The organism is Afipia felis ATCC 53690 (assembly GCF_000314735.2).
GTDB classification, from domain to species: domain Bacteria; phylum Pseudomonadota; class Alphaproteobacteria; order Rhizobiales; family Xanthobacteraceae; genus Afipia; species Afipia felis.
Window position 1 is genome coordinate 267,716 of sequence record NZ_KB375270.1, and the last position, 20,290, is coordinate 288,005.

Genomic DNA, 20,290 nt, shown 5'->3' on the forward strand with positions numbered 1-20,290 from the left:
GGGACAAGGCGTCGGAGAGCGAAAGCTATTTCGGGCTGTTCGAGAATTTAGGGTTTGGTTGACGGGCAGACGCGGTGAGCGGCTTGCACGTCATTTTGCGTCTGGGAATTGCCGCGCGGCAACGCGCGCGACCGGGGCGTTTTCGAAATTCAAGCTGGACAAGCGGTGCGCAGCCGCGGTCCGGGGAATGCCGCCGGCAAGGCGGCGAAATGAGAGGCCACGATGGCGCAGTCGCAGCAAACTTTCACCGGTCGCAAGCGTGTTCGTAAGTTCTTCGGACACATCAAGGAAGTCGCGGAGATGCCGAACCTGATCGAGGTTCAGAAGGCATCCTACGATCAGTTCCTGATGGTCGATGAGCCCCAAGGCGGACGGCTGGACGAAGGTCTGCAGGCTGTGTTCCGGTCGGTATTCCCGATCAACGATTTCTCCGGCACCTCGCAGCTCGAATTCGTGCGTTACGAGTTCGAGGCTCCGAAGTATGACGTTGACGAGTGCCGCCAGCGCGGCATGACCTTTGCTGCGCCGCTGAAGGTGACGCTACGCCTCATCGTGTTCGATATCGACGAGGAAACCGGCGCGAAGTCGGTGAAGGACATCAAGGAGCAGGACGTCTACATGGGCGATATCCCGCTCATGACGATGAACGGCACCTTCATCGTGAACGGCACCGAGCGCGTCATCGTCTCGCAGATGCATCGTTCGCCGGGCGTGTTCTTCGATCACGACAAGGGCAAGACCCACTCATCGGGCAAGCTGCTGTTTGCTGCACGCGTGATTCCGTATCGCGGCTCGTGGCTCGACATCGAGTTCGACGCCAAGGACATCGTGTTCGCGCGTATCGACCGCCGCCGCAAGATTCCGGTGACGTCGCTGATGCTCGCCCTCGGTCTCGACGGTGAAGAAATCCTGTCGACCTTCTACAAGAAGATTCAGTACAAGCGCACCAAGGACGGCTGGCGCGTGCCGTTCTCGGCCGACCGCTTCCGCGGCTATTCGGCTGTGACCGACCTGATCGACGCCGACTCCGGCAAGGTCGTGCTTGAAGCCGGCAAGAAGCTCACCGTGCGCCAGGCTCGCCTGTTGCAGGAGAAGGGCCTCAAGGCGCTGCGCATGAGCGACGCCGATCTCGTTGGCACCTTCCTCGCCGAAGACCTCGTCAATCCTAAGACCGGCGAAATCTACGCCGAAGCGGGCGAGGAGATCACCGAGAAGTCGCTCAAGGCGCTGATCGAGCAGGGCTACAAGGACCTGCCGATCCTCGACATCGACCACGTCAATGTCGGCCCCTACATCCGCAACACGCTCTCCGCTGACAAGAACATGACGCGCGAGGACGCGCTGTTCGACATCTACCGTGTGATGCGTCCGGGCGAGCCGCCGACGCTCGACTCCGCGCAGAACATGTTCCAGTCGCTGTTCTTCGACGCCGAGCGTTACGACCTCTCGGCCGTGGGCCGCGTCAAGATGAACATGCGTCTTGAGCTGGATGCGCCGGACACCCACCGCACGCTGCGCAAGGAAGATATCCTCGCCGTCATCAAGACGCTGGTGGACCTGCGCGACGGCAAGGGCGAGATCGACGACATCGATCATCTCGGCAACCGCCGCGTGCGTTCGGTCGGCGAACTGATGGAAAATCAGTATCGCGTTGGCCTGCTGCGCATGGAGCGCGCCATCAAGGAGCGCATGTCGAGCGTCGACATCGACACCGTGATGCCGCAGGATCTGATCAACGCGAAGCCTGCCGCTGCCGCGGTGCGCGAGTTCTTCGGCTCGTCGCAGCTCTCGCAGTTCATGGACCAGACCAATCCGCTGTCGGAGATCACCCACAAGCGCCGCCTCTCGGCACTTGGACCGGGCGGTCTGACCCGCGAGCGCGCCGGCTTCGAAGTGCGCGACGTGCATCCAACGCACTACGGTCGTATCTGCCCGATTGAGACGCCGGAAGGTCCGAACATCGGTCTCATCAACTCGCTCGCAACGTTCGCGCGCGTGAACAAGTACGGTTTCGTTGAGACGCCTTACCGCAAGGTCAAGGACGGCCGCGTCACCGACGAGGTCGTGTACCTCTCGGCGATGGAAGAGGGCCGTTACCGCGTCGCGCAGGCGAACGTGCCGCTCGACAACAAGGGCCGCTTCACCGAAGACCTCGTGATCTGCCGTCACGCGGGCGAAGTGATCCAGCTCACCCCGGACCGCGTCGACTACATGGACGTGTCGCCGAAGCAGCTCGTCTCCGTCGCCGCGGCGCTGATCCCGTTCCTCGAGAACGACGACGCCAACCGCGCGCTGATGGGCTCGAACATGCAGCGTCAGGCCGTGCCGCTGGTGCGCGCCGAAGCGCCGTTTGTCGGCACCGGCATGGAAGGCGTTGTGGCGCGTGACTCGGGTGCCGCCATCGCGGCTCGCCGGACCGGCGTGATCGACCAGATCGACGCGACGCGTATCGTTATCCGCGCGACTGAAGATCTCGATCCGACCAAGTCGGGCGTCGACATCTATCGCCTGATGAAGTTCCAGCGTTCCAACCAGTCGACCTGCATCAACCAGCGTCCGCTGGTGAAGGTGGGCGACGTGGTGAAGAAGGGCGACATCATTGCTGACGGTCCGTCGACCGATCTCGGTGAGCTCGCGCTCGGCCGCAACGTGCTCGTCGCGTTCATGCCGTGGAATGGCTACAACTTCGAGGACTCGATCCTCCTGTCCGAACGCATCGTCAAGGACGACGTCTTCACCTCGATCCACATCGAGGAATTCGAAGTCATGGCCCGCGACACCAAGCTCGGCCCTGAGGAAATCACCCGCGACATTCCGAACGTTTCGGAAGAAGCGCTGAAGAACCTCGACGAAGCCGGCATCGTCTACATCGGTGCGGAAGTTCGCGCTGGCGACATCCTCGTCGGTAAGATCACGCCGAAGGGCGAAAGCCCGATGACGCCGGAAGAAAAGCTTCTGCGCGCCATCTTCGGCGAGAAGGCGTCCGACGTCCGCGACACCTCGCTCCGCGTGCCTCCGGGCGTGCAGGGCACGATCGTGGAAGTCCGCGTGTTCAACCGTCACGGCGTCGACAAGGACGAGCGTGCGCTGGCGATCGAGCGGGAAGAGATTGAACGTCTCGCCAAGGACCGCGACGACGAACAGGCGATTCTCGACCGCAACGTCTACGGCCGTCTTGCTGACCTGCTTGAAAACCGTCAGGGCATTGCTGGCCCGAAGGGCTTCAAGAAGGACACCAAGATCACCCGTGCGGTGCTCGAGGAATATCCGCGCTCGCAGTGGTGGGCGTTCGCTTCGCCGAATGACAAGCTGATGGGCGAAATCGAAGCGATGCGGAAGCAGTACGACGAGTCGAAGAAGGGCCTTGAACAGCGCTTCCTCGACAAGGTCGAGAAGCTGCAGCGCGGCGACGAACTCCCGCCGGGCGTGATGAAGATGGTCAAGGTCTTCGTCGCGGTGAAGCGCAAGATCCAGCCGGGCGACAAGATGGCCGGCCGTCACGGTAACAAGGGCGTCGTCTCCAAGATCGTTCCGATCGAGGACATGCCGTTCCTGGAAGACGGTACGCATGCCGACATCGTGCTCAACCCGCTGGGCGTGCCTTCGCGCATGAACGTCGGTCAGATTCTGGAGACGCATCTGGGCTGGGCGTGCGCCGGTCTCGGCAAGCGGATCGGGCAGGCGGTCGACGCCTACCTCGCCAAGGGTGACGGCAAGTCCGACACCAAGGCGCTGAAGGGCACCTTGAAGGAAGTCTACGGCGACGACGAAGTGGTGAAGTCGCTGAACGACAACGAGCTCCTTGAGCTCGGCCGCAACCTGAAGCCGGGCGTGCCGATCGCAACGCCGGTGTTCGACGGTGCCAAGGAAGCCGATATCGAGCAGATGCTTGAGCTTGCCGGCGTCGACAAGTCGGGCCAGTCGACCGTGTACGATGGACGTACCGGCGACCAGTTCGATCGCAAGGTGACGGTGGGCTACATCTATATGCTCAAGCTGCACCATCTCGTGGACGACAAGATCCACGCGCGTTCGATCGGTCCGTACTCGCTCGTTACCCAGCAGCCGCTGGGCGGCAAGGCGCAGTTCGGCGGCCAGCGCTTCGGCGAAATGGAGGTCTGGGCGCTCGAAGCTTACGGCGCGGCCTACACGCTGCAGGAAATGCTGACCGTGAAGTCGGACGACGTCGCGGGCCGCACCAAGGTGTACGAGGCCATCGTGCGTGGCGACGACACCTTCGAGGCGGGCATCCCCGAGTCGTTCAACGTGCTGGTCAAGGAAATGCGCTCGCTCGGCCTCAACGTCGACCTGCACAATTCCAAGATGGGCCCGGCGCCGACCTCAGAGGCGGCCGAGTAACGGAAATTATCTGCCCGGCCTCGCGGCCGGGCATTCGCGCCTTTTCGAGAGCGAGGCGCGCAAGCTGACGAGACATTCTCGAATTCGCTGCCGGTGACGATCGGCACGCAAGGAGAAGACGATGAACCAAGAGATTATGAATCTTTTCAACCCGACGACGCCGGCCCAGGTCTTCGACCAGATCCGGATTTCGATCGCGTCGCCGGAGAAGATTCTGTCGTGGTCCTACGGCGAAATCAAAAAGCCGGAAACCATCAACTACCGCACGTTCAAGCCTGAGCGTGATGGCCTGTTCTGCGCCCGCATCTTCGGGCCGATCAAGGACTATGAGTGCTTGTGCGGCAAGTACAAGCGGATGAAGTACAAGGGCATCATCTGCGAAAAGTGCTCCGTCGAAGTCACGCTGTCGCGCGTCCGTCGCGAGCGCATGGGCCACATCGAGCTCGCCGCTCCGGTCGCGCACATCTGGTTCCTGAAGTCGCTGCCGAGCCGCATCGGCCTTCTGCTCGATATGACGCTGAAGGATCTCGAGCGGATTCTGTACTTCGAATACTACGTCGTGCTTGAGCCGGGCCTCACCGCGCTCAAGGACCGTCAGCTGCTGTCCGAAGAAGAGTATCTGAAGGCGCAGGACGAGTACGGTCAGGATTCGTTCACCGCTATGATCGGTGCGGAAGCGATCCGAGAGCTGCTGCGGGGTCTCGACCTCGAGAAGCTCGAGGCGCAGCTGCGCGCCGACATGGCGGAGACCGACTCCGACATCAAGCACAAGAAGTTCGCCAAGCGTCTGAAGATCGTCGAGGCCTTCCGCAATTCCGGCAACAAGCCGGAGTGGATGATCATGACGGTTGTGCCGGTGATTCCGCCGGATCTGCGCCCGCTGGTGCCGCTCGACGGCGGCCGCTTCGCGACCTCCGATCTCAACGATCTGTACCGCCGCGTCATCAACCGCAACAACCGTTTGAAGCGGCTGATGGAGCTGCGTGCGCCGGACATCATCATCCGCAACGAAAAGCGCATGCTGCAGGAAGCTGTGGACGCGCTATTCGACAACGGCCGTCGCGGTCGCGTCATCACCGGTGCCAACAAGCGTCCGTTGAAGTCGCTCGCCGACATGCTGAAGGGTAAGCAGGGCCGCTTCCGTCAGAACCTGCTCGGCAAGCGCGTCGACTACTCGGGCCGTTCGGTCATCGTGGTCGGTCCCGAGCTGAAGCTGCATCAGTGCGGTCTGCCGAAGAAGATGGCGCTCGAACTGTTCAAGCCGTTCATCTACTCGCGGCTCGACGCCAAGGGTCTGTCCACCACCGTGAAGCAGGCGAAGAAGCTCGTCGAGAAGGAGCGTCCCGAGGTTTGGGATATCCTCGACGAGGTGATCCGCGAGCATCCGGTGCTGCTCAACCGCGCGCCGACGCTGCATCGTCTCGGCATTCAGGCGTTCGAGCCGACGCTGATCGAGGGTAAGGCGATCCAGCTTCACCCGCTTGTCTGCGCCGCGTTCAACGCCGACTTCGACGGCGACCAGATGGCCGTGCACGTTCCGCTGTCGCTTGAAGCGCAGTTGGAAGCGCGCGTTCTGATGATGTCGACCAACAACATCCTGCATCCGGCGAACGGTCAGCCGATCATCGTGCCGTCGCAGGACATCGTGCTTGGTCTTTATTACCTTTCGATCCTGCGCGAAGGCCTCGCGGGTGAAGGCAAGGTCTACCGCGATATGGCGGAGATCGAGCACGCGCTGTTCTCGAAGGTCATCCACCTGCATACCAAGATCAAGTATCGGTGGACTGGCGTCGGCGAGGGCAACAAGCCGATCTCGAAGATCTACGAGACCACTGCCGGCCGCGTCATGCTCGGCCAGGTTCTGCCGAAGCATCCGAAGGTTCCGTTCGACGCCGTCAACAAGCTGATGACGAAGCGCGAAATCTCGGGCGTGATCGACACGGTGTATCGCCACTGCGGTCAGAAGGAGACGGTGATCTTCTGCGACCGCATCATGGCGCTCGGCTTCCACAACGCCTTCAAGGCGGGCATTTCGTTCGGCAAGGACGACATGGTCGTGCCGCACGGCAAGTGGAAGGTCGTGGACGACACCCGCTCGATGGCGAAGGAATTCGAGCAGCAATACAATGACGGCCTGATCACTCAGGGCGAAAAGTACAACAAGGTTGTCGACGCCTGGTCTAAGGCCACGGAGAAGATCGCTGACGAGATGATGAAGGAAATCTCGTCGGTGAAGAAGAATCCGAAGGGCGGCGAGGCTCAGATCAACTCGATCTACATGATGGCTCACTCCGGTGCGCGTGGTTCGCCGGCGCAGATGCGCCAGCTTGCCGGCATGCGCGGCCTGATGGCCAAGCCGTCGGGCGAGATCATCGAGACGCCGATCATCTCGAACTTCAAGGAAGGCCTGTCGGTTCTCGAATACTTCAACTCGACCCACGGTGCCCGTAAGGGCCTCGCGGACACCGCGTTGAAGACCGCGAACTCCGGTTACCTCACCCGTCGTCTGGTCGACGTGGCGCAGGACTGCATCATCAATGCATCCGACTGCGGCACCACGCTCGGCATCAAGATGCGGGCGATCGTGGACGCCGGCACCGTGGTGGCTTCGCTCGGTTCGCGCATCCTCGGCCGTACGGCATGTGAGGACATCCGCGATCCGGCGACCAACACCGTTGTCGTCAAGCGCGATACGTTGATGGAAGAAAGCCACGTGGATGCGATCCAGAAGGCTGGCATCCAGGAGGTGAAGATCCGTTCGGCGCTCACTTGCGAGCTCGTCAATGGCATCTGCGCCATGTGCTACGGCCGCGACCTCGCGCGCGGTACGCCGGTCAACCACGGTGAAGCTGTCGGCGTCATTGCCGCGCAGTCGATCGGTGAGCCGGGCACGCAGCTCACGATGCGTACGTTCCACATCGGCGGCGCTGCGCAGATCAACCAGCAGTCGTTCGTCGAGTCGAACTTCGATGGCAAGGTCGTCATCAGGAACCGTGCGATCGCTCACAACTCGGAAGGCGCCAACGTCGCGATGGTCCGCAACATGGTCGTTGCGATCGTCGATGCCGACGGCACCGAGCGTGCGACCCACCGCATCCAGTACGGCTCGCGCATGTGGGTCGACGAAGGCGATATGGTGAAGCGCGGCCAGCGCATCGCGGAGTGGGATCCGTACACCCGGCCCATTCTCACCGAAGTCGAAGGCACCATCGGGTTCGAGGATCTGGTCGAAGGCCAGTCGATCTCCGAGACGCTCGACGAGTCGACCGGTATTGCCAAGCGTATCGTCATCGACTGGCGCTCGACCGGCCGTGGTGCCGATCTGCGCCCAGCGATCGTGGTCAAGGGCAAGGACGGCAAGGTGCTGAAGCTCGCGCGTGGCGGCGATGCCCGCTACATGCTGTCCGTTGACGCCATCCTGTCGGTGGACGTCGGCGCGACGGTGAAGCCGGGCGACATTCTTGCGCGTATCTCGACCGAGAGCGCCAAGACCCGCGACATCACGGGCGGTCTGCCGCGCGTGGCCGAACTGTTCGAAGCCCGTAAGCCGAAGGATGCCGCGATCATCGCGGAGATCGCCGGCACGATCCGCTTCGGACGGGATTACAAGAACAAGCGCCGTATCTCGATCGAGCCGACCGACACGACCGAGGAGCCGCGTGAGTATCTGATCCCGAAGGGCAAGCACATCCACCTGCAGGACGGCGACATCGTCGAAAAGGGCGATTTCATCGTCGAAGGCAATCCGGCGCCGCACGACATTCTGGCGATCAAGGGCATCGAAGAACTCGCTGCCTATCTGGTCAACGAAATCCAGGAAGTTTATCGGCTCCAGGGCGTGCTCATCAACGACAAGCACATCGAAGTGATTGTCCGTCAGATGCTGCAGAAGGTGGAGGTCACCGACCAGGGCGATACCGACCTGATCTCGGGCGAACAGGTCGACAAGATCGAGTTCGACCAGACCAACGACAAGGCGAAGGAAGAGGGCAAGAAGCCCGCGACCGGAACCCCTGTGCTGCTCGGCATCACTAAGGCCTCGCTGCAGACCCGGTCGTTCTTCTCGGCCGCATCGTTCCAGGAGACCACGCGCGTGCTCACCGAAGCTGCCGTCAACGGCAAGGTGGACCCGCTCGAGGGACTCAAGGAGAACGTCATCGTTGGCCGCCTGATCCCGGCGGGCACCGGCGCCTCGATGGCCAAGATCCGCGAAGTCGCGACCAAGCGCGACAAGCTGATTCTGGACGAGCGCGAGAAGCAGGCCGCGATCGCCACGCCTCCGGCTGCGCCGGAAAGCGAGCCGCTGGCCTTGCCGCCGGTGGAGTAAGGTTCGCTCCCAACTGCATCTTGAAAAGGCCGCCTTCGGGCGGCCTTTTTGCTGCGGCCGGATGTCTCAGGTTCCCACTGGCGCGGGCGGAAGCGGGCCCATCCATTGTCCATGCGCAAGGACGGCTTTGAAAAAGGGCCTATTCTTTCGACGAAACGGGACGGGTTTTGATTGCCGAGCCGGGTTTTGTTCATCTACCTTTCAGGGGAAAAAGGCTTTGTACTTTTTGATGTTAGGCTGGCATACGACCAGCCGGTGACGGGGCGAACAGCGCGGAAATGATTAATCTTGCGATTATCGGGGGCGGGCCCGGCGGCTTGATGTCGGCCTGGTACCTCAAGAAGAAGCTTGGCCCGTTGTGCCGGGTTTCGATCTTCGAGGCCTCTGACCGCCTCGGCGGAAAGATCATGACGCGCCAGTTCGATTCCGCGCCCGCGATGTACGAGGCGGGGGTCGCGGAAATCTACGACTACTCGATGACGGGTCCAGATCCGCTGCGCGAACTGATTCAGCATTTCGGACTGCAGACCGTGCCGATGGACGCCGAGCAGGTTCAGCTCGACGGTGAACTGCTCGACGACGTTCCCGGCATGCGCCGCAAATACGGTCCCGAAACCGCGAACGCGATCGCGGACTTCCGCAAGCGCTGCACCAGCCTGGTCTCGCCGATCGAATATTATGAGGGTGTGGGCGCACACGACAACGAACATCCCTGGGCGCTCAAGAGCGCCGAGGATGTGCTTGACGAGGAGATCGCTGACCCTATCGCCAAGCGCTTCATCAAGGTGATGGCGCGCTCCGACATTGCGACCGAGAGCCACAACACCAACGGCCTCAATGCGCTGAAGAACTACGTGATGGATGTCGAAGGCTATATCAGCCTGTACTCGATCCAGAACGGCAACGAGCAGTTGATCCATAGCCTGCGCAGCGAGATCGACGCCGAGATCAATCTCAATCACCGCGTGCTGAAGGTCGGCAGGAACGATTCCGGCAAATACGCCGTCGAGATGATGAACGGCAAGGCGCCGGTGACCAAGGAATTCGATCTGGTGCTGATGTGCCTGCCGCATTCGTGGCTGGCGACGATGCGCTGGGAAGGTGAGTTGCTGCGCCACTCGATGGTGCGGCATATCGCCTATTTCGATCGTCCGGCGCACTACCTGCGCGTGTCGATCCTGTTCGACGAACCGTTCTGGGGCGACAAGGTACCGGGCGCGTGGTGGATGTCGGAAGCCTTCGGCGGCTGCTGCGTCTATGTCGAGGGTGCGCGCCACGACGTCGGCCGCAATGGCGTTCTGAACTGGCTGATCGCGGGCTCGGATGCGCTCGCTTATGCCAATCTGTCCGACGAGGAATTGATCGACGCCGCGTTGAAGTCGCTGCCGGCCTCGTTCGGCAAGGTTCGCCCGCATTTCATCGAAGGCAAGATCCATCGCTGGCTGTCGTCAGTGAACTGCATTCCGGGTGGCCTGCCGGTGCGCGACGTGATGACCAATCATCGCCCCGAGCCTTACGAGCATCCGGGTTTTGTCGTGGTCGGTGACTATCTGTTCGACTCGACGCTCAACGGTCTGCTCGACTCCTCCGATGCCGCGACTGACATCATCACCACCGAGATGATGAAGCTGCGCTACGAGCGCGGCGAGACTGGCAATGTGCCGTCCGACAAGATCGACCGCGCCTATTTCGAGAACTACCGCAATGCCGGGCCTTATTCGGATGTCTGGCAGAACTTCACCAATCCTGATTACCTGATGGAGATGATCCGGATCGTTTGGCGGCCGAAGAAGGGCTACCGGCTTCTGGTTGCGGGTTCGGCGAGCGGCGAACTGGTCGGTGCGCTGCGCGAGCGTGGCGTCGATGCCTGGGGCGTGGAGAACAACCGTTCCATCCATGCCAGGACGCCGAAGGCGCTGCGGAAATACAATAAGCTCGGCTCCGTCACAAAACTGCCGTTCAAGGACGACTCGTTCGACTTCGTGTTCGAGACAAGCCTGTGCCATCTCTCGCCCAAGCAGGTCGTGAAGGGCATCCGCGAAATCAACCGCGTGGTGAAGACCGGATTCGTGTTCGGTTCGGTGACGAGCGACATGGCGCCCGCGCTGATCGACCGCTACGACCTGTTGCGTGGGGTGAAGAAGCTCGGCACCTGGTGGGAATGGTCGGAGCTGTTTTTCGGCAACGGCTTCGATCTGTCCGCGCACCGCGACGACCGGACTGATCAGGTCTGGGAGGCCACCCTCAAAGCGGGCAAGGGACCGGGCGAATGGTACGCGGACGCCGACAGCCTGCGTTATTCCTTCTTCGACAAGATTGCGGACGACGACTGATCGCGTAGCATGGTCTTTGATGGCGGGCGGCTGAGGCGGCCGGCCGTCGCTTTATCGTCCGTTTCGAAACCGCGCACAAAAACCGCGCACCTGGGCAAGCCCTCCTGATGTCGTCACCGCCGGATAGTACAGACCCGGACGTCACCGTCGACAAGCGCGTTGCCGACGAGGCAGGGCGCCCCGAACCCATTCCGGAGCCGGTTGCGGTCGAACTCGACGACGATGACGACGACGAGGACCTCGTCGCCTTTACCGCGAGCGAAGCTGCGGGCGCATTCGTCACGATCTATCGTTTCACATGGCCATTGATGCGCAACTACAAGCGCTGGCTTGTGTTCGTCGGCATCGGGCTGTTCGTCGAGACGTTGTTCAACGTCATCATGCCTCTCAGCCTGAAATACCTGATCGACGATGCGCTCGGGGAGGAAGACTTCCACGCGCTCTATGTGATCCTCATTGTGCTGGCGACCGCAGGCATTCTCACCTCGATCGTGGCGGTCTGGTACGAGCTATGGGACGCGCGGCTGTCCGCGGCGGTGATCTCCGACGTCCGCACCCGGCTGTTCAATCATCTGCAGAGTCTTCCGGCCTCGTTTTTTGGCCGTACCAAGCGCGGCGAAATCCTGTCGCGTTTCTCGGTGGACATGGCCGGCTATGAAAGCTCGGTCAAATCGCTCGCCAACAGCGCGCTGCTGCCGCTGCTCGAACTGATCGCGGGCATCGGCCTGATGATCTGGCTGAACTGGCAGCTTGCCGTCGTGGCGCTTCTGATTTTCCCGGTGACGCTGGTCGGCCCGCGAATCCTGACGCCGAAGGCGGTGCAGGCCAATTATGATCAGAAGGTCAATGAGGCCGCGATCCTCGGCGTGGTGCAGGAAAACATCGGCACCCAACTCGTGGTGAAGGCATTCGGCCTGCAGCGCAAGGCGTTCGGCTGGTTCACGTTCCGCAATCTCAATGCGCGCCGTTCGATTGCCGACGCCACCTTCCTGTCCTCGATGGTGGAACGCACTGTCACCGTGTCCGTGTTGCTGCTGCATCTCGTCGTGCTCGGCATCGGCGCGTATCTCGCCACCAAGGGTCAGATCACGGTCGGCACCTTCGTCACCTTCGAGAGCGCGTTCTGGGAAATTTCCTACAACATCGCGCATCTGATGCATTTCATTCCGCTCGCGATCTCCTCGGCGGCTTCCGTGCAGCACATGCAGGAACTGCTCGACGAGCCGGTGCGGGGCGCGGACCGTCCGGATGCTCCGGACATGCCGCCGGTGCGGCATGACATTTCTTTCGAACGCGTCAGCTTCAGCTATGAGGGCACCGACACCAATGTGCTCGACGGCCTGTCCTTGAAACTCGACGCTGGCAAGAACATTGCCATCGTCGGTCCGAGCGGCTCGGGCAAGAGCACGCTGCTCAATTTGATCTTGCGACTTTACGAGCCGACGGAAGGACGTGTCGCCATCGACGGCGTCGACATCCGCAAGGTGACGCGGGATTCGCTGCGCTCCCACATGGCCGTGGTCTTTCAGGAAAATATGCTGTTCAACATGTCGATCCGCGAGAACATCCGGCTCGGCAAGCAGAATGCGACCGACGCCGAGGTGGAAGCTGCGGCGAAGACGGCGGAAATCCATCGTCATATCGTCTCGTTGCCGGATGGCTACGACACGCTTGTCGGCGAGCGCGGTGACACCCTGTCCGGCGGGCAGCGCCAGCGCATCGCGATCGCGCGCGCCATGGTGAGAAACCCCTCGGTGCTGTTGCTGGACGAGGCGACCTCGGCGCTGGACCAGACCACGGAAGCCGCGATCAATCGCACGCTGCTCAAGGCGGCGGAGGGCCGCACCATGATCTGGTCGACCCATCGCCTGACCTCGGTGGTCGAGATGGACGAGATCATCGTGGTGAGCGGCGGCCGGGTGGTCGAGCGTGGCTCGCATGAGGAATTGATCGAGAAGGACGGCCTCTATCGTCAGCTCTGGGACGACCAGATGCACCATCCGCATCGTGATGCGGATGACGATGATGAAGATGACGAGGACGATGAGGAGGACGACGAGTGATCGGGTTTCTCATCGACAGGGACGTGTGGAGTCCGTCATGACCCGTCGCCCCAGGGTCGCTGCTCTTGTGGCGGCCTATAATGCAGAACGGACGATCCGCGACGCGATCGCGCCCTTGCTGGCCGCAACGGACTGCCAAGTTTATGTCGTCGACGATTGCAGCCGCATCCCGGTCAGCGAGTATCTTCAAAACACGGATGGCCGCATCACGGTGATCCGTCTTGAGAAGAATGCCGGACCGGCTGCGGCGCGCAACGTCGCGTTGGCGGAAATTCTCGCCGCCGGTTTCGACTATGTCGCAATTGCCGACGCGGACGATATTTCCGCACCAGATCGCATTGCAAAGCAGGTGGCCTTCATGGAGGCCAACCCCATGGTGGGGGCGTGCGGGACATGGGTGCGTAATTTCCAGGACGGCATCCCGGACGCTACCTACATCAAGCGCCGGCCGGGCGATCCGCGCGCGGTCCGCGATCTCATGTTTTTCAACATCGGCGTGTCGCATGCGAGCGCGATGATCCGGTGTGACGCGTTTCGGCGCGTCGGGCTTTATTCGCAGGATTATCCGGCTGCCGAGGATTACGATCTGTTGTGCCGGATCGGCAAAGCCTACGACGTTGCGAACATTGAGGAGTGCCTGCTGGATTATCGCCTTTCGCCGGGCGGACAGTCGATGTCGCGCCGGCGGCGGCAATTATACGATCGGCTGCGGATTCAGCTCAAATATTTCGAGGCAGGAGCCTGGCGGGCGTGGGCGGGTGTGGCGCGCACGCTGGCGATATTGCTGATGCCGGCCGGTCTGTTTGACATGCTCAGGTCGAATTTGCGCGCGAGGAGCAGCGGCAATTCAATCGACTGATGGATGGGATGTGCGCCGGGCGTTCAGTCTGTAGCCCGCTATCAAGGTGCCCCAGATCGTGCCCACCAGCAGGAAGTAATGCCGCCAGTGATCGGTGTCGATGATGAAGCTCTCGCACATGGTCACAAAGAAAGTCGCGAACACGATGATATACAGCGATCGCCACGGCGTGCGCAGAAACAGCCCGCGCACAGCGTAAATCACGGTGGAGAAAATCAGCGCGGGGTAAACGACGCCGCTGAGCCAGCCTCCCGACATGAACGCGTTCAGGAACGAATTGTGCGTGTCTTCGGGGAAGAACGTGCGAAACTGAAGCGGCCCGATCCCGAACGGGTAATCCAGCGCCATGATCGCGCCGAGAATATGCCGTCCGAACCGTCCGAACCGGCCGCTGTCATAGGGCTGATGCAGGCTCGCGCGTTCACTGAACAGTTCGGCTGTCGAACTGAACGACAGCATGAAGACGACCGCCAGCGCGGCCAATATTGCAGCGGCCAGCACCAGCGCGACAATCTTCATGCGTCGCTGACGCGTTGTCGCCGTCAGGTACAGAAGCACGCATGTGATGATGCTCGCACCCACGAAAGTCGCCCAGGCGGCGCGCGAGAACGCGAGGAAAATCGCGAGGCTGATGATGCAGAGGGGAATGGCGTTGCGGACGGCTTTCCAGAACGGGCTTTCGATGATCTGGAGCATGCAATAGACGGCGGGATACACCAGAAACGCGCCGAGAACGTTCGGATCCTTGAACGTGCCGCGCGCGCGATGGCCGAAGGTGAGAAGGTCGGTGGCGCCAGGAATGAGATTGAAATAACCGGCAATGCCTGCAAGAGAGGCGATCACGGCGCCGATGACATAGCCGCGGCTCAGGGCGTCGAGACGTTCTTTCGTATCCTCGAGCATCACGAGGGCAAAGAAGACCGCCGTGACCGCCATATAACAGGACGTGAAAATCCAGAAGACAACGTCTTGTTCGTTCATCAACGGGACGGCGCCGATCGCGTAACCCGCGTTCAGAACGATCAGAAGTGCGCACGGCACCAGCAGCGGCGGCGAAAACTTCAGGCCGGTGACGACGAAGAAGATCATCGTCAGAAAGATTGCAGCCTCATAGGGGCTTGGCTCGATGAAGACGATCGAGCCGCTGATGCCTACCAGCCAGAGCGCGCGCCGTTGCCATGCCCGGATGATGGGGCGCTCGATGTCTGCGGTGAGATGGGAGGAGGCCGCGGTGGTCAGGCTTGTCATCGCATCAGCCGCCGTCGCCCGTTTTTCGGAATGACTTTCAGCGTCGGCGCCGATCGCGCGACACGTTGCGGGCCATACCGCCTAAGGGCAGGTACGCGCTGCAATCTTATTCAGCGAATTTAGGCAGGCGGCATTAATGGCCGGTTAAACCTGCGGTAACGCCGCTGCCGGCGGATCTCCTGCTTACATTGCCGTTAGTTCATTTTAAGGAACGCCGTTTAGGGTTGCCGCGATTGACTGCGCGTCTGGAGACGTGCGTCGAGGGCTATAATGGTTGTCCAGGTTGTATCGTAAGGCGTCGTTTTGCTCGGGGGAGCCCACGGCGCTCTATCCGCCGCGCGCAGCTTTGGCCGGAAAGGCATTCCCGTCTTTCTTGTGACCGACGACCATCCGCTTCCAAAACTGTCCCGTTACATCACGCGCCGGTTCGACTGGCCGGGCACCAGGTCGCCGGAGATCGTCGACTGGCTGCTGCGGTTCGCAGATGAACAGGGCGCCCGGAAATGGTTGCTGCTGCCATGTGGCGATCCGGAAGTTCGGCTGGTAGCGGAAAACGTGTCACGTCTGCGGGCGGTTTTCGATGTCGCGAGCCTCGATTGGGCGACATTGCAAAAGGTATGCGACAAGCAGCAGCTTGCAGAAACGGCGACCGCAGCCGGGGTGGCTGTTCCCAAAAACTATCGTGTGCGTTCCGCCGAAGACGCAGCGTCGACCGAGATTCGTTTTCCGGTGGTGCTGAAGCCGGCGATGCGGCTCGAGCGAAACCCGTTCACCGCAGCCAAGGCCTGGCGCGCCGATTCCCGAGACGAATTCGTTCGTCTGTACCGCGACGCCGCCAGCTATGTCGGGGCTGCGAATGTGGTGGTGCAGGAACTGATCCCCGGGGGCGGGGAGGCGCAACTGTCCTATGTCGGGGCGTGGCTCGAAGGCCGTCCGCTTGCGGAAATGACCGCGCGCCGCAGTCGTCAGTACCCGGTCGATTTCAGCTTCAGTTCCACCTTTGTCGAAGCGGTCGATAACGAACGGGTCAAAGCTGCCGCAAAGCAGCTTCTTGCGGCGACCGGCTTTGAAGGACTGGTCGAGGTCGAATTCAAATACGACGCCCGTGACGACGCCTATAAGGTTCTGGACGTCAATCCGCGCACCTGGTCCTGGCTCGAGCTTGCTCCGTTCTGTGGCTTCGATTTTGCCGTGCTGCTGAAGGAGGCCATGAACGGTACGGTGGCCGGGCGGTCGCAGAATCAGCCGGTGCCGAAGCCGGGTTCCCGCGCCTGGCTCCATCTGTCGCGTGATCTGGTGGTTGCGATGCAGCTCATTCGCCGTGGCGAACTCACCCCGGCAGGTTATCTGCGTTCACTCGGCCAACGGCTGACCTTTGCGGCTTTCGCATGGGACGATCCGCTGCCAGGGCTGCTGGAATTGCCGCTGACGGGGACCCGCGTGATGACGCGGAAGCTTCGGCGTTGAAGAAACCTCAACTGCCGCTCCCGAACAGATTCCCATAAGTATCTGTTTTTCATAGATAAAATAAGAAGTTGCAGCAAGGGCCGCTCCGGAGGAGTGTGGGCGGATCGTCTCCATGAGCGACCGGGAGGGAAGACGTTTGGCCGAGTGAGCGATTCTCGCAGGATCGGACTCCGTCGTTCGTTTGTGACGTGCGTGGATGACAGAAGTGCCGGAATGGCGCGGACTTTTTGCATTACCTTTCGTCTTGACTTGAGGCTGCATGGCTTATACAAACCGGCCACTTCACGACAGGCGGTGAGCTTCCCTGTGTCGGAACGGACCACCTTTCATCTCGCGGCTTCGGCCTCGGCATGAAACGGCACCAACCTCGACCCATGACGCTCAGACGCTGTCGGTACTAACCAGGCAATGCCAAGACGAAAATCAGTCTCTCGGGCCTTTTGCTTCTGAGATTGGCTTTGGATGCATGACCTAGGTGGACTTCAGGCGAACGCCTGAAGCGAGCTTTGGTCCTCTGTGGCGTTTCAGCGCTTTCCGGTCAGTGATGATCGGTTGGCGCGATTTCGTTTTGTGCGAATGGCTGGTGCCGTGGTGAAGCGAGTGGGGCGGTTGCCCCGAACGAATTTGCGGGGCCGCAAGCTCCGCGCGAACAAGGGTGAAGGCGAATATGCCGACGATCAACCAGCTGATCGCAAATCCGCGCGAAGCGCAGAAGTCGCGCAAGAAGGTGCCAGCACTGCAGCAGTCGCCGCAGAAGCGTGGCGTTTGCACGCGCGTCTACACGACCACGCCGAAGAAGCCGAACTCGGCGCTTCGTAAGGTTGCCAAGGTGCGCCTGACCAACGGCTTCGAGGTCATCGGCTACATCCCGGGTGAAGGCCATAACCTTCAGGAGCACTCGGTGGTCATGATCCGCGGCGGCCGCGTCAAGGATTTGCCCGGCGTTCGCTACCACATCCTCCGCGGCGTCCTCGATACGCAGGGCGTCAAGAACCGTAAGCAGCGCCGTTCGAAGTACGGCGCGAAGCGTCCGAAGTAAGCAGGAGCGGAAACCATGTCTCGTCGCCACTCCGCCGAAAAGCGCGAAGTCAATCCGGATCCGAAGTTCGGGAACGTTATCGTTTCGAAGTTCATGAACTCGATCATGTACGACGGCAAGAAGTCGGCCGCCGAAAGCATCGTCTACGGTGCGTTCGACATCATTGAGAGCAAGACCAAGCAGGCTCCGCTGACCGTGTTCGAGCAGGCGCTCGACAACGTGATGCCGACCATCGAAGTGCGTTCGCGCCGCGTTGGTGGTGCGACGTATCAGGTGCCGGTCGAAGTCCGCTCGACCCGTCGTCAGGCTCTCGGCCTGCGCTGGATCATTACGGCCGCTCGCGGCCGCAACGAGAAGACCATGACCGAGCGTCTTTCGGCAGAGTTGCTCGATGCAGCCAACAACCGCGGCAACGCCGTGAAGAAGCGTGAAGACGTGCACAAGATGGCGGAAGCCAACCGCGCCTTCTCGCACTATCGCTGGTAACGGCGACTCGAACGGAAATTTAAGGACAGGCCCATGCCCCGCCAACATGCCATCGAGGACTACCGTAACTTCGGTATCATGGCGCACATCGACGCTGGCAAGACCACGACGACTGAGCGTATCCTCTATTATACTGGCAAGAGCCACAAGATCGGCGAAGTGCACGAAGGTGCCGCGACGATGGACTGGATGACGCAGGAGCAGGAGCGGGGCATCACGATCACCTCGGCTGCGACCACCGCGTTCTGGGACGGCAAGCGCCTGAACATCATCGACACCCCCGGCCACGTCGACTTCACCATTGAAGTCGAGCGTTCGCTGCGCGTGCTCGACGGTGCCGTGTGCGTTCTCGATTCCAACCAGGGCGTCGAGCCGCAGACCGAGACCGTCTGGCGCCAGGGCGACAAGTACAAGGTTCCGCGCATCGTCTTCTGCAACAAGATGGATAAGACGGGCGCCGACTTCTACAAGTGCCTGCAGGACATCGTTGATCGTCTCGGCGCGAAGCCGGTTGCGATCCAGCTGCCGATCGGCTCCGAGAATAACTTCAAGGGCATGATCGATCTCGTCCGCATGCAGGCGCTCGTCTACAACCAGGACGCGCTTGGTTCCATGTACGACGTAGAGCCGATTCCTGCTGACCTTGCCGACAAGGCGAAGGAATATCGCGAGAAGCTGATTGAAGCCGCCGTCGAGCTCGATGACGACGCGCTGACGAAGTTCCTCGACGGCGTGGAGCCGGACGAAGCGACCCTCAAGCGCCTGATCCGCAAGGCCGTTCTCACTGGTGCCTTCTATCCGGTTCTCTGCGGCACTGCGTTCAAGAACAAGGGCGTGCAGCCGTTGCTCGATGCCGTGGTTGCCTATCTGCCGTCGCCGCTCGACGTGCCTGCGATCAAGGGCACCGACGAGGATGGAAACGAAATTCTGCGCCATGCGGACGACAAGGAGCCGATGTCGCTCCTCGCGTTCAAGATCATGGACGATCCGTTCGTCGGCACCATCACTTTCTGCCGCATCTATTCGGGCGTCCTGACCAGCGGCACCGGCGTCATCAACTCGACCCGCGAGAAGAAAGAGCGCATCGGCCGCATGCTGCTGATGCATGCGAACAACCGCGAAGACATCAAGGAAGCCTATGCCGGCGACATCGTCGCGCTGGCTGGCCTCAAGGAAGCCCGTACCGGCGACACGCTGTGCGACCCGGATCATCCGGTCATCCTTGAAAAGATGGAATTCCCCGAGCCGGTCATCGAAATCGCGATCGAGCCGAAGTCGAAGGCCGATCAGGAAAAGCTCGGCGTCGCTCTGGCGAAGCTCGCTGCGGAGGATCCGTCCTTCCGCGTGTCGACCGACCACGAGTCCGGCCAGACCATTCTCAAGGGCATGGGCGAACTTCATCTCGACATCAAGGTCGACATTCTCAAGCGTACCTACAAGGTCGACGCCAACATCGGCGCGCCGCAGGTGGCGTTCCGCGAGAAGATCACCAAGTCGGCGGAAGTCGATTACACCCACAAGAAGCAGACCGGCGGCACGGGCCAGTTCGCCCGCGTCAAGTTCGTCGTCGAGCCGACGGAGCCGGGCGCCGGCTTCCAGTTCGAATCGAAGATCGTCGGTGGCGCGGTGCCGAAGGAATACATCCCCGGCGTCGAAAAGGGCCTCAACAGCGTGATGACCTCGGGCGTGGTCGCCGGCTTCCCGGTTGTCGACGTCAAGGTGACGTTGATCGACGGTGCCTACCACGACGTCGACTCGTCGGCGCTGGCCTTCGAAATCGCATCGCGCGCGGCCTTCCGCGACGCGCTGCAGAAGGGCAAGTCCGTCCTCCTCGAGCCGATCATGAAGGTCGAGGTGGTGACGCCTGAAGATTACACCGGATCGGTGATCGGCGACCTCAACTCCCGCCGTGGCCAGATCCAGGGTCAGGACATGCGCGGCAACGCCAACGTCATCAACGCGATGGTGCCGCTCATGAACATGTTTGGTTACGTGAACAACCTGCGCTCGATGAGCCAGGGTCGCGCGACCTTCACAATGCAATTCGATCACTACGCTGAAGCGCCGGCCAACGTGTCGGCTGAAGTCCAGAAGAAGTTTGCCTGATTG

10 protein-coding genes are annotated in these 20,290 nt (G+C 61.3%); 9 read left to right on the top strand and 1 reads right to left on the bottom strand.

The window, feature by feature from the left end:
- Positions 1-222: 222 nt before the first annotated feature.
- The 5 genes from rpoB to HMPREF9697_RS01435 all read left to right on the top strand — a co-directional run bounded on the left by rpoB (position 223) and on the right by HMPREF9697_RS01435 (position 13,941).
- Positions 223-4,359, top strand: coding sequence for a DNA-directed RNA polymerase subunit beta (rpoB, locus tag HMPREF9697_RS01415; protein WP_002715358.1), 4,137 nt, complete (start codon positions 223-225; stop codon positions 4,357-4,359).
- Positions 4,360-4,480: 121 nt separating this feature from the next.
- Positions 4,481-8,686 carry a DNA-directed RNA polymerase subunit beta' gene (gene rpoC, locus HMPREF9697_RS01420; protein ID WP_002715359.1) on the top strand — a complete coding sequence of 1,402 codons (4,206 nt, stop codon included), beginning with the start codon at positions 4,481-4,483 and terminating at the stop codon, positions 8,684-8,686.
- Between the two features lie 278 nt (positions 8,687-8,964).
- Entirely contained in the window at positions 8,965-11,019 is a 2,055-nt protein-coding gene (locus HMPREF9697_RS01425; RefSeq protein WP_002715360.1) for an FAD-dependent oxidoreductase, read from the top strand.
- A 107-nt stretch (positions 11,020-11,126) separates the two neighbouring features.
- Positions 11,127-13,082 carry an ABC transporter ATP-binding protein gene (locus HMPREF9697_RS01430; protein ID WP_002715361.1) on the top strand — a complete coding sequence of 652 codons (1,956 nt, stop codon included), beginning with the start codon at positions 11,127-11,129 and terminating at the stop codon, positions 13,080-13,082.
- Positions 13,083-13,119: 37 nt separating this feature from the next.
- A complete protein-coding gene (locus HMPREF9697_RS01435; protein ID WP_002715362.1) occupies positions 13,120-13,941 on the top strand; it encodes a glycosyltransferase family 2 protein in 822 nt (273 codons plus the stop codon).
- On the opposite strand, the gene HMPREF9697_RS01440 is transcribed toward HMPREF9697_RS01435, so the two are convergent.
- The gene (locus tag HMPREF9697_RS01440) at positions 13,930-15,189 is read right to left on the bottom strand and encodes an O-antigen ligase family protein (protein ID WP_002715363.1); all 1,260 of its coding nucleotides are present in this window, start codon (positions 15,187-15,189) and stop codon (positions 13,930-13,932) included. The genes HMPREF9697_RS01435 and HMPREF9697_RS01440 overlap by 12 nt on opposite strands.
- A 303-nt stretch (positions 15,190-15,492) precedes the next feature.
- On the opposite strand from HMPREF9697_RS01440, the gene HMPREF9697_RS01445 reads away from it, so the two are divergent.
- The 4 genes from HMPREF9697_RS01445 to fusA all read left to right on the top strand — a co-directional run bounded on the left by HMPREF9697_RS01445 (position 15,493) and on the right by fusA (position 20,287).
- The gene (locus HMPREF9697_RS01445) at positions 15,493-16,656 is read left to right on the top strand and encodes a carboxylate--amine ligase (RefSeq protein ID WP_002715364.1); all 1,164 of its coding nucleotides are present in this window, start codon (positions 15,493-15,495) and stop codon (positions 16,654-16,656) included.
- Positions 16,657-17,323: 667 nt separating this feature from the next.
- Complete coding sequence (gene rpsL, locus HMPREF9697_RS01450) at positions 17,324-17,695, top strand: 30S ribosomal protein S12 (RefSeq protein ID WP_002712306.1); 372 nt, start codon at positions 17,324-17,326, stop codon at positions 17,693-17,695.
- A 15-nt stretch (positions 17,696-17,710) separates the two neighbouring features.
- Positions 17,711-18,181, top strand: a complete 471-nt coding sequence (gene rpsG, locus HMPREF9697_RS01455; protein WP_002715365.1) for a 30S ribosomal protein S7 — start codon at positions 17,711-17,713, stop codon at positions 18,179-18,181.
- A 33-nt stretch (positions 18,182-18,214) separates the two neighbouring features.
- Complete coding sequence (gene fusA, locus HMPREF9697_RS01460) at positions 18,215-20,287, top strand: elongation factor G (RefSeq protein ID WP_002715366.1); 2,073 nt, start codon at positions 18,215-18,217, stop codon at positions 20,285-20,287.
- Positions 20,288-20,290: the final 3 nt, after the last annotated feature.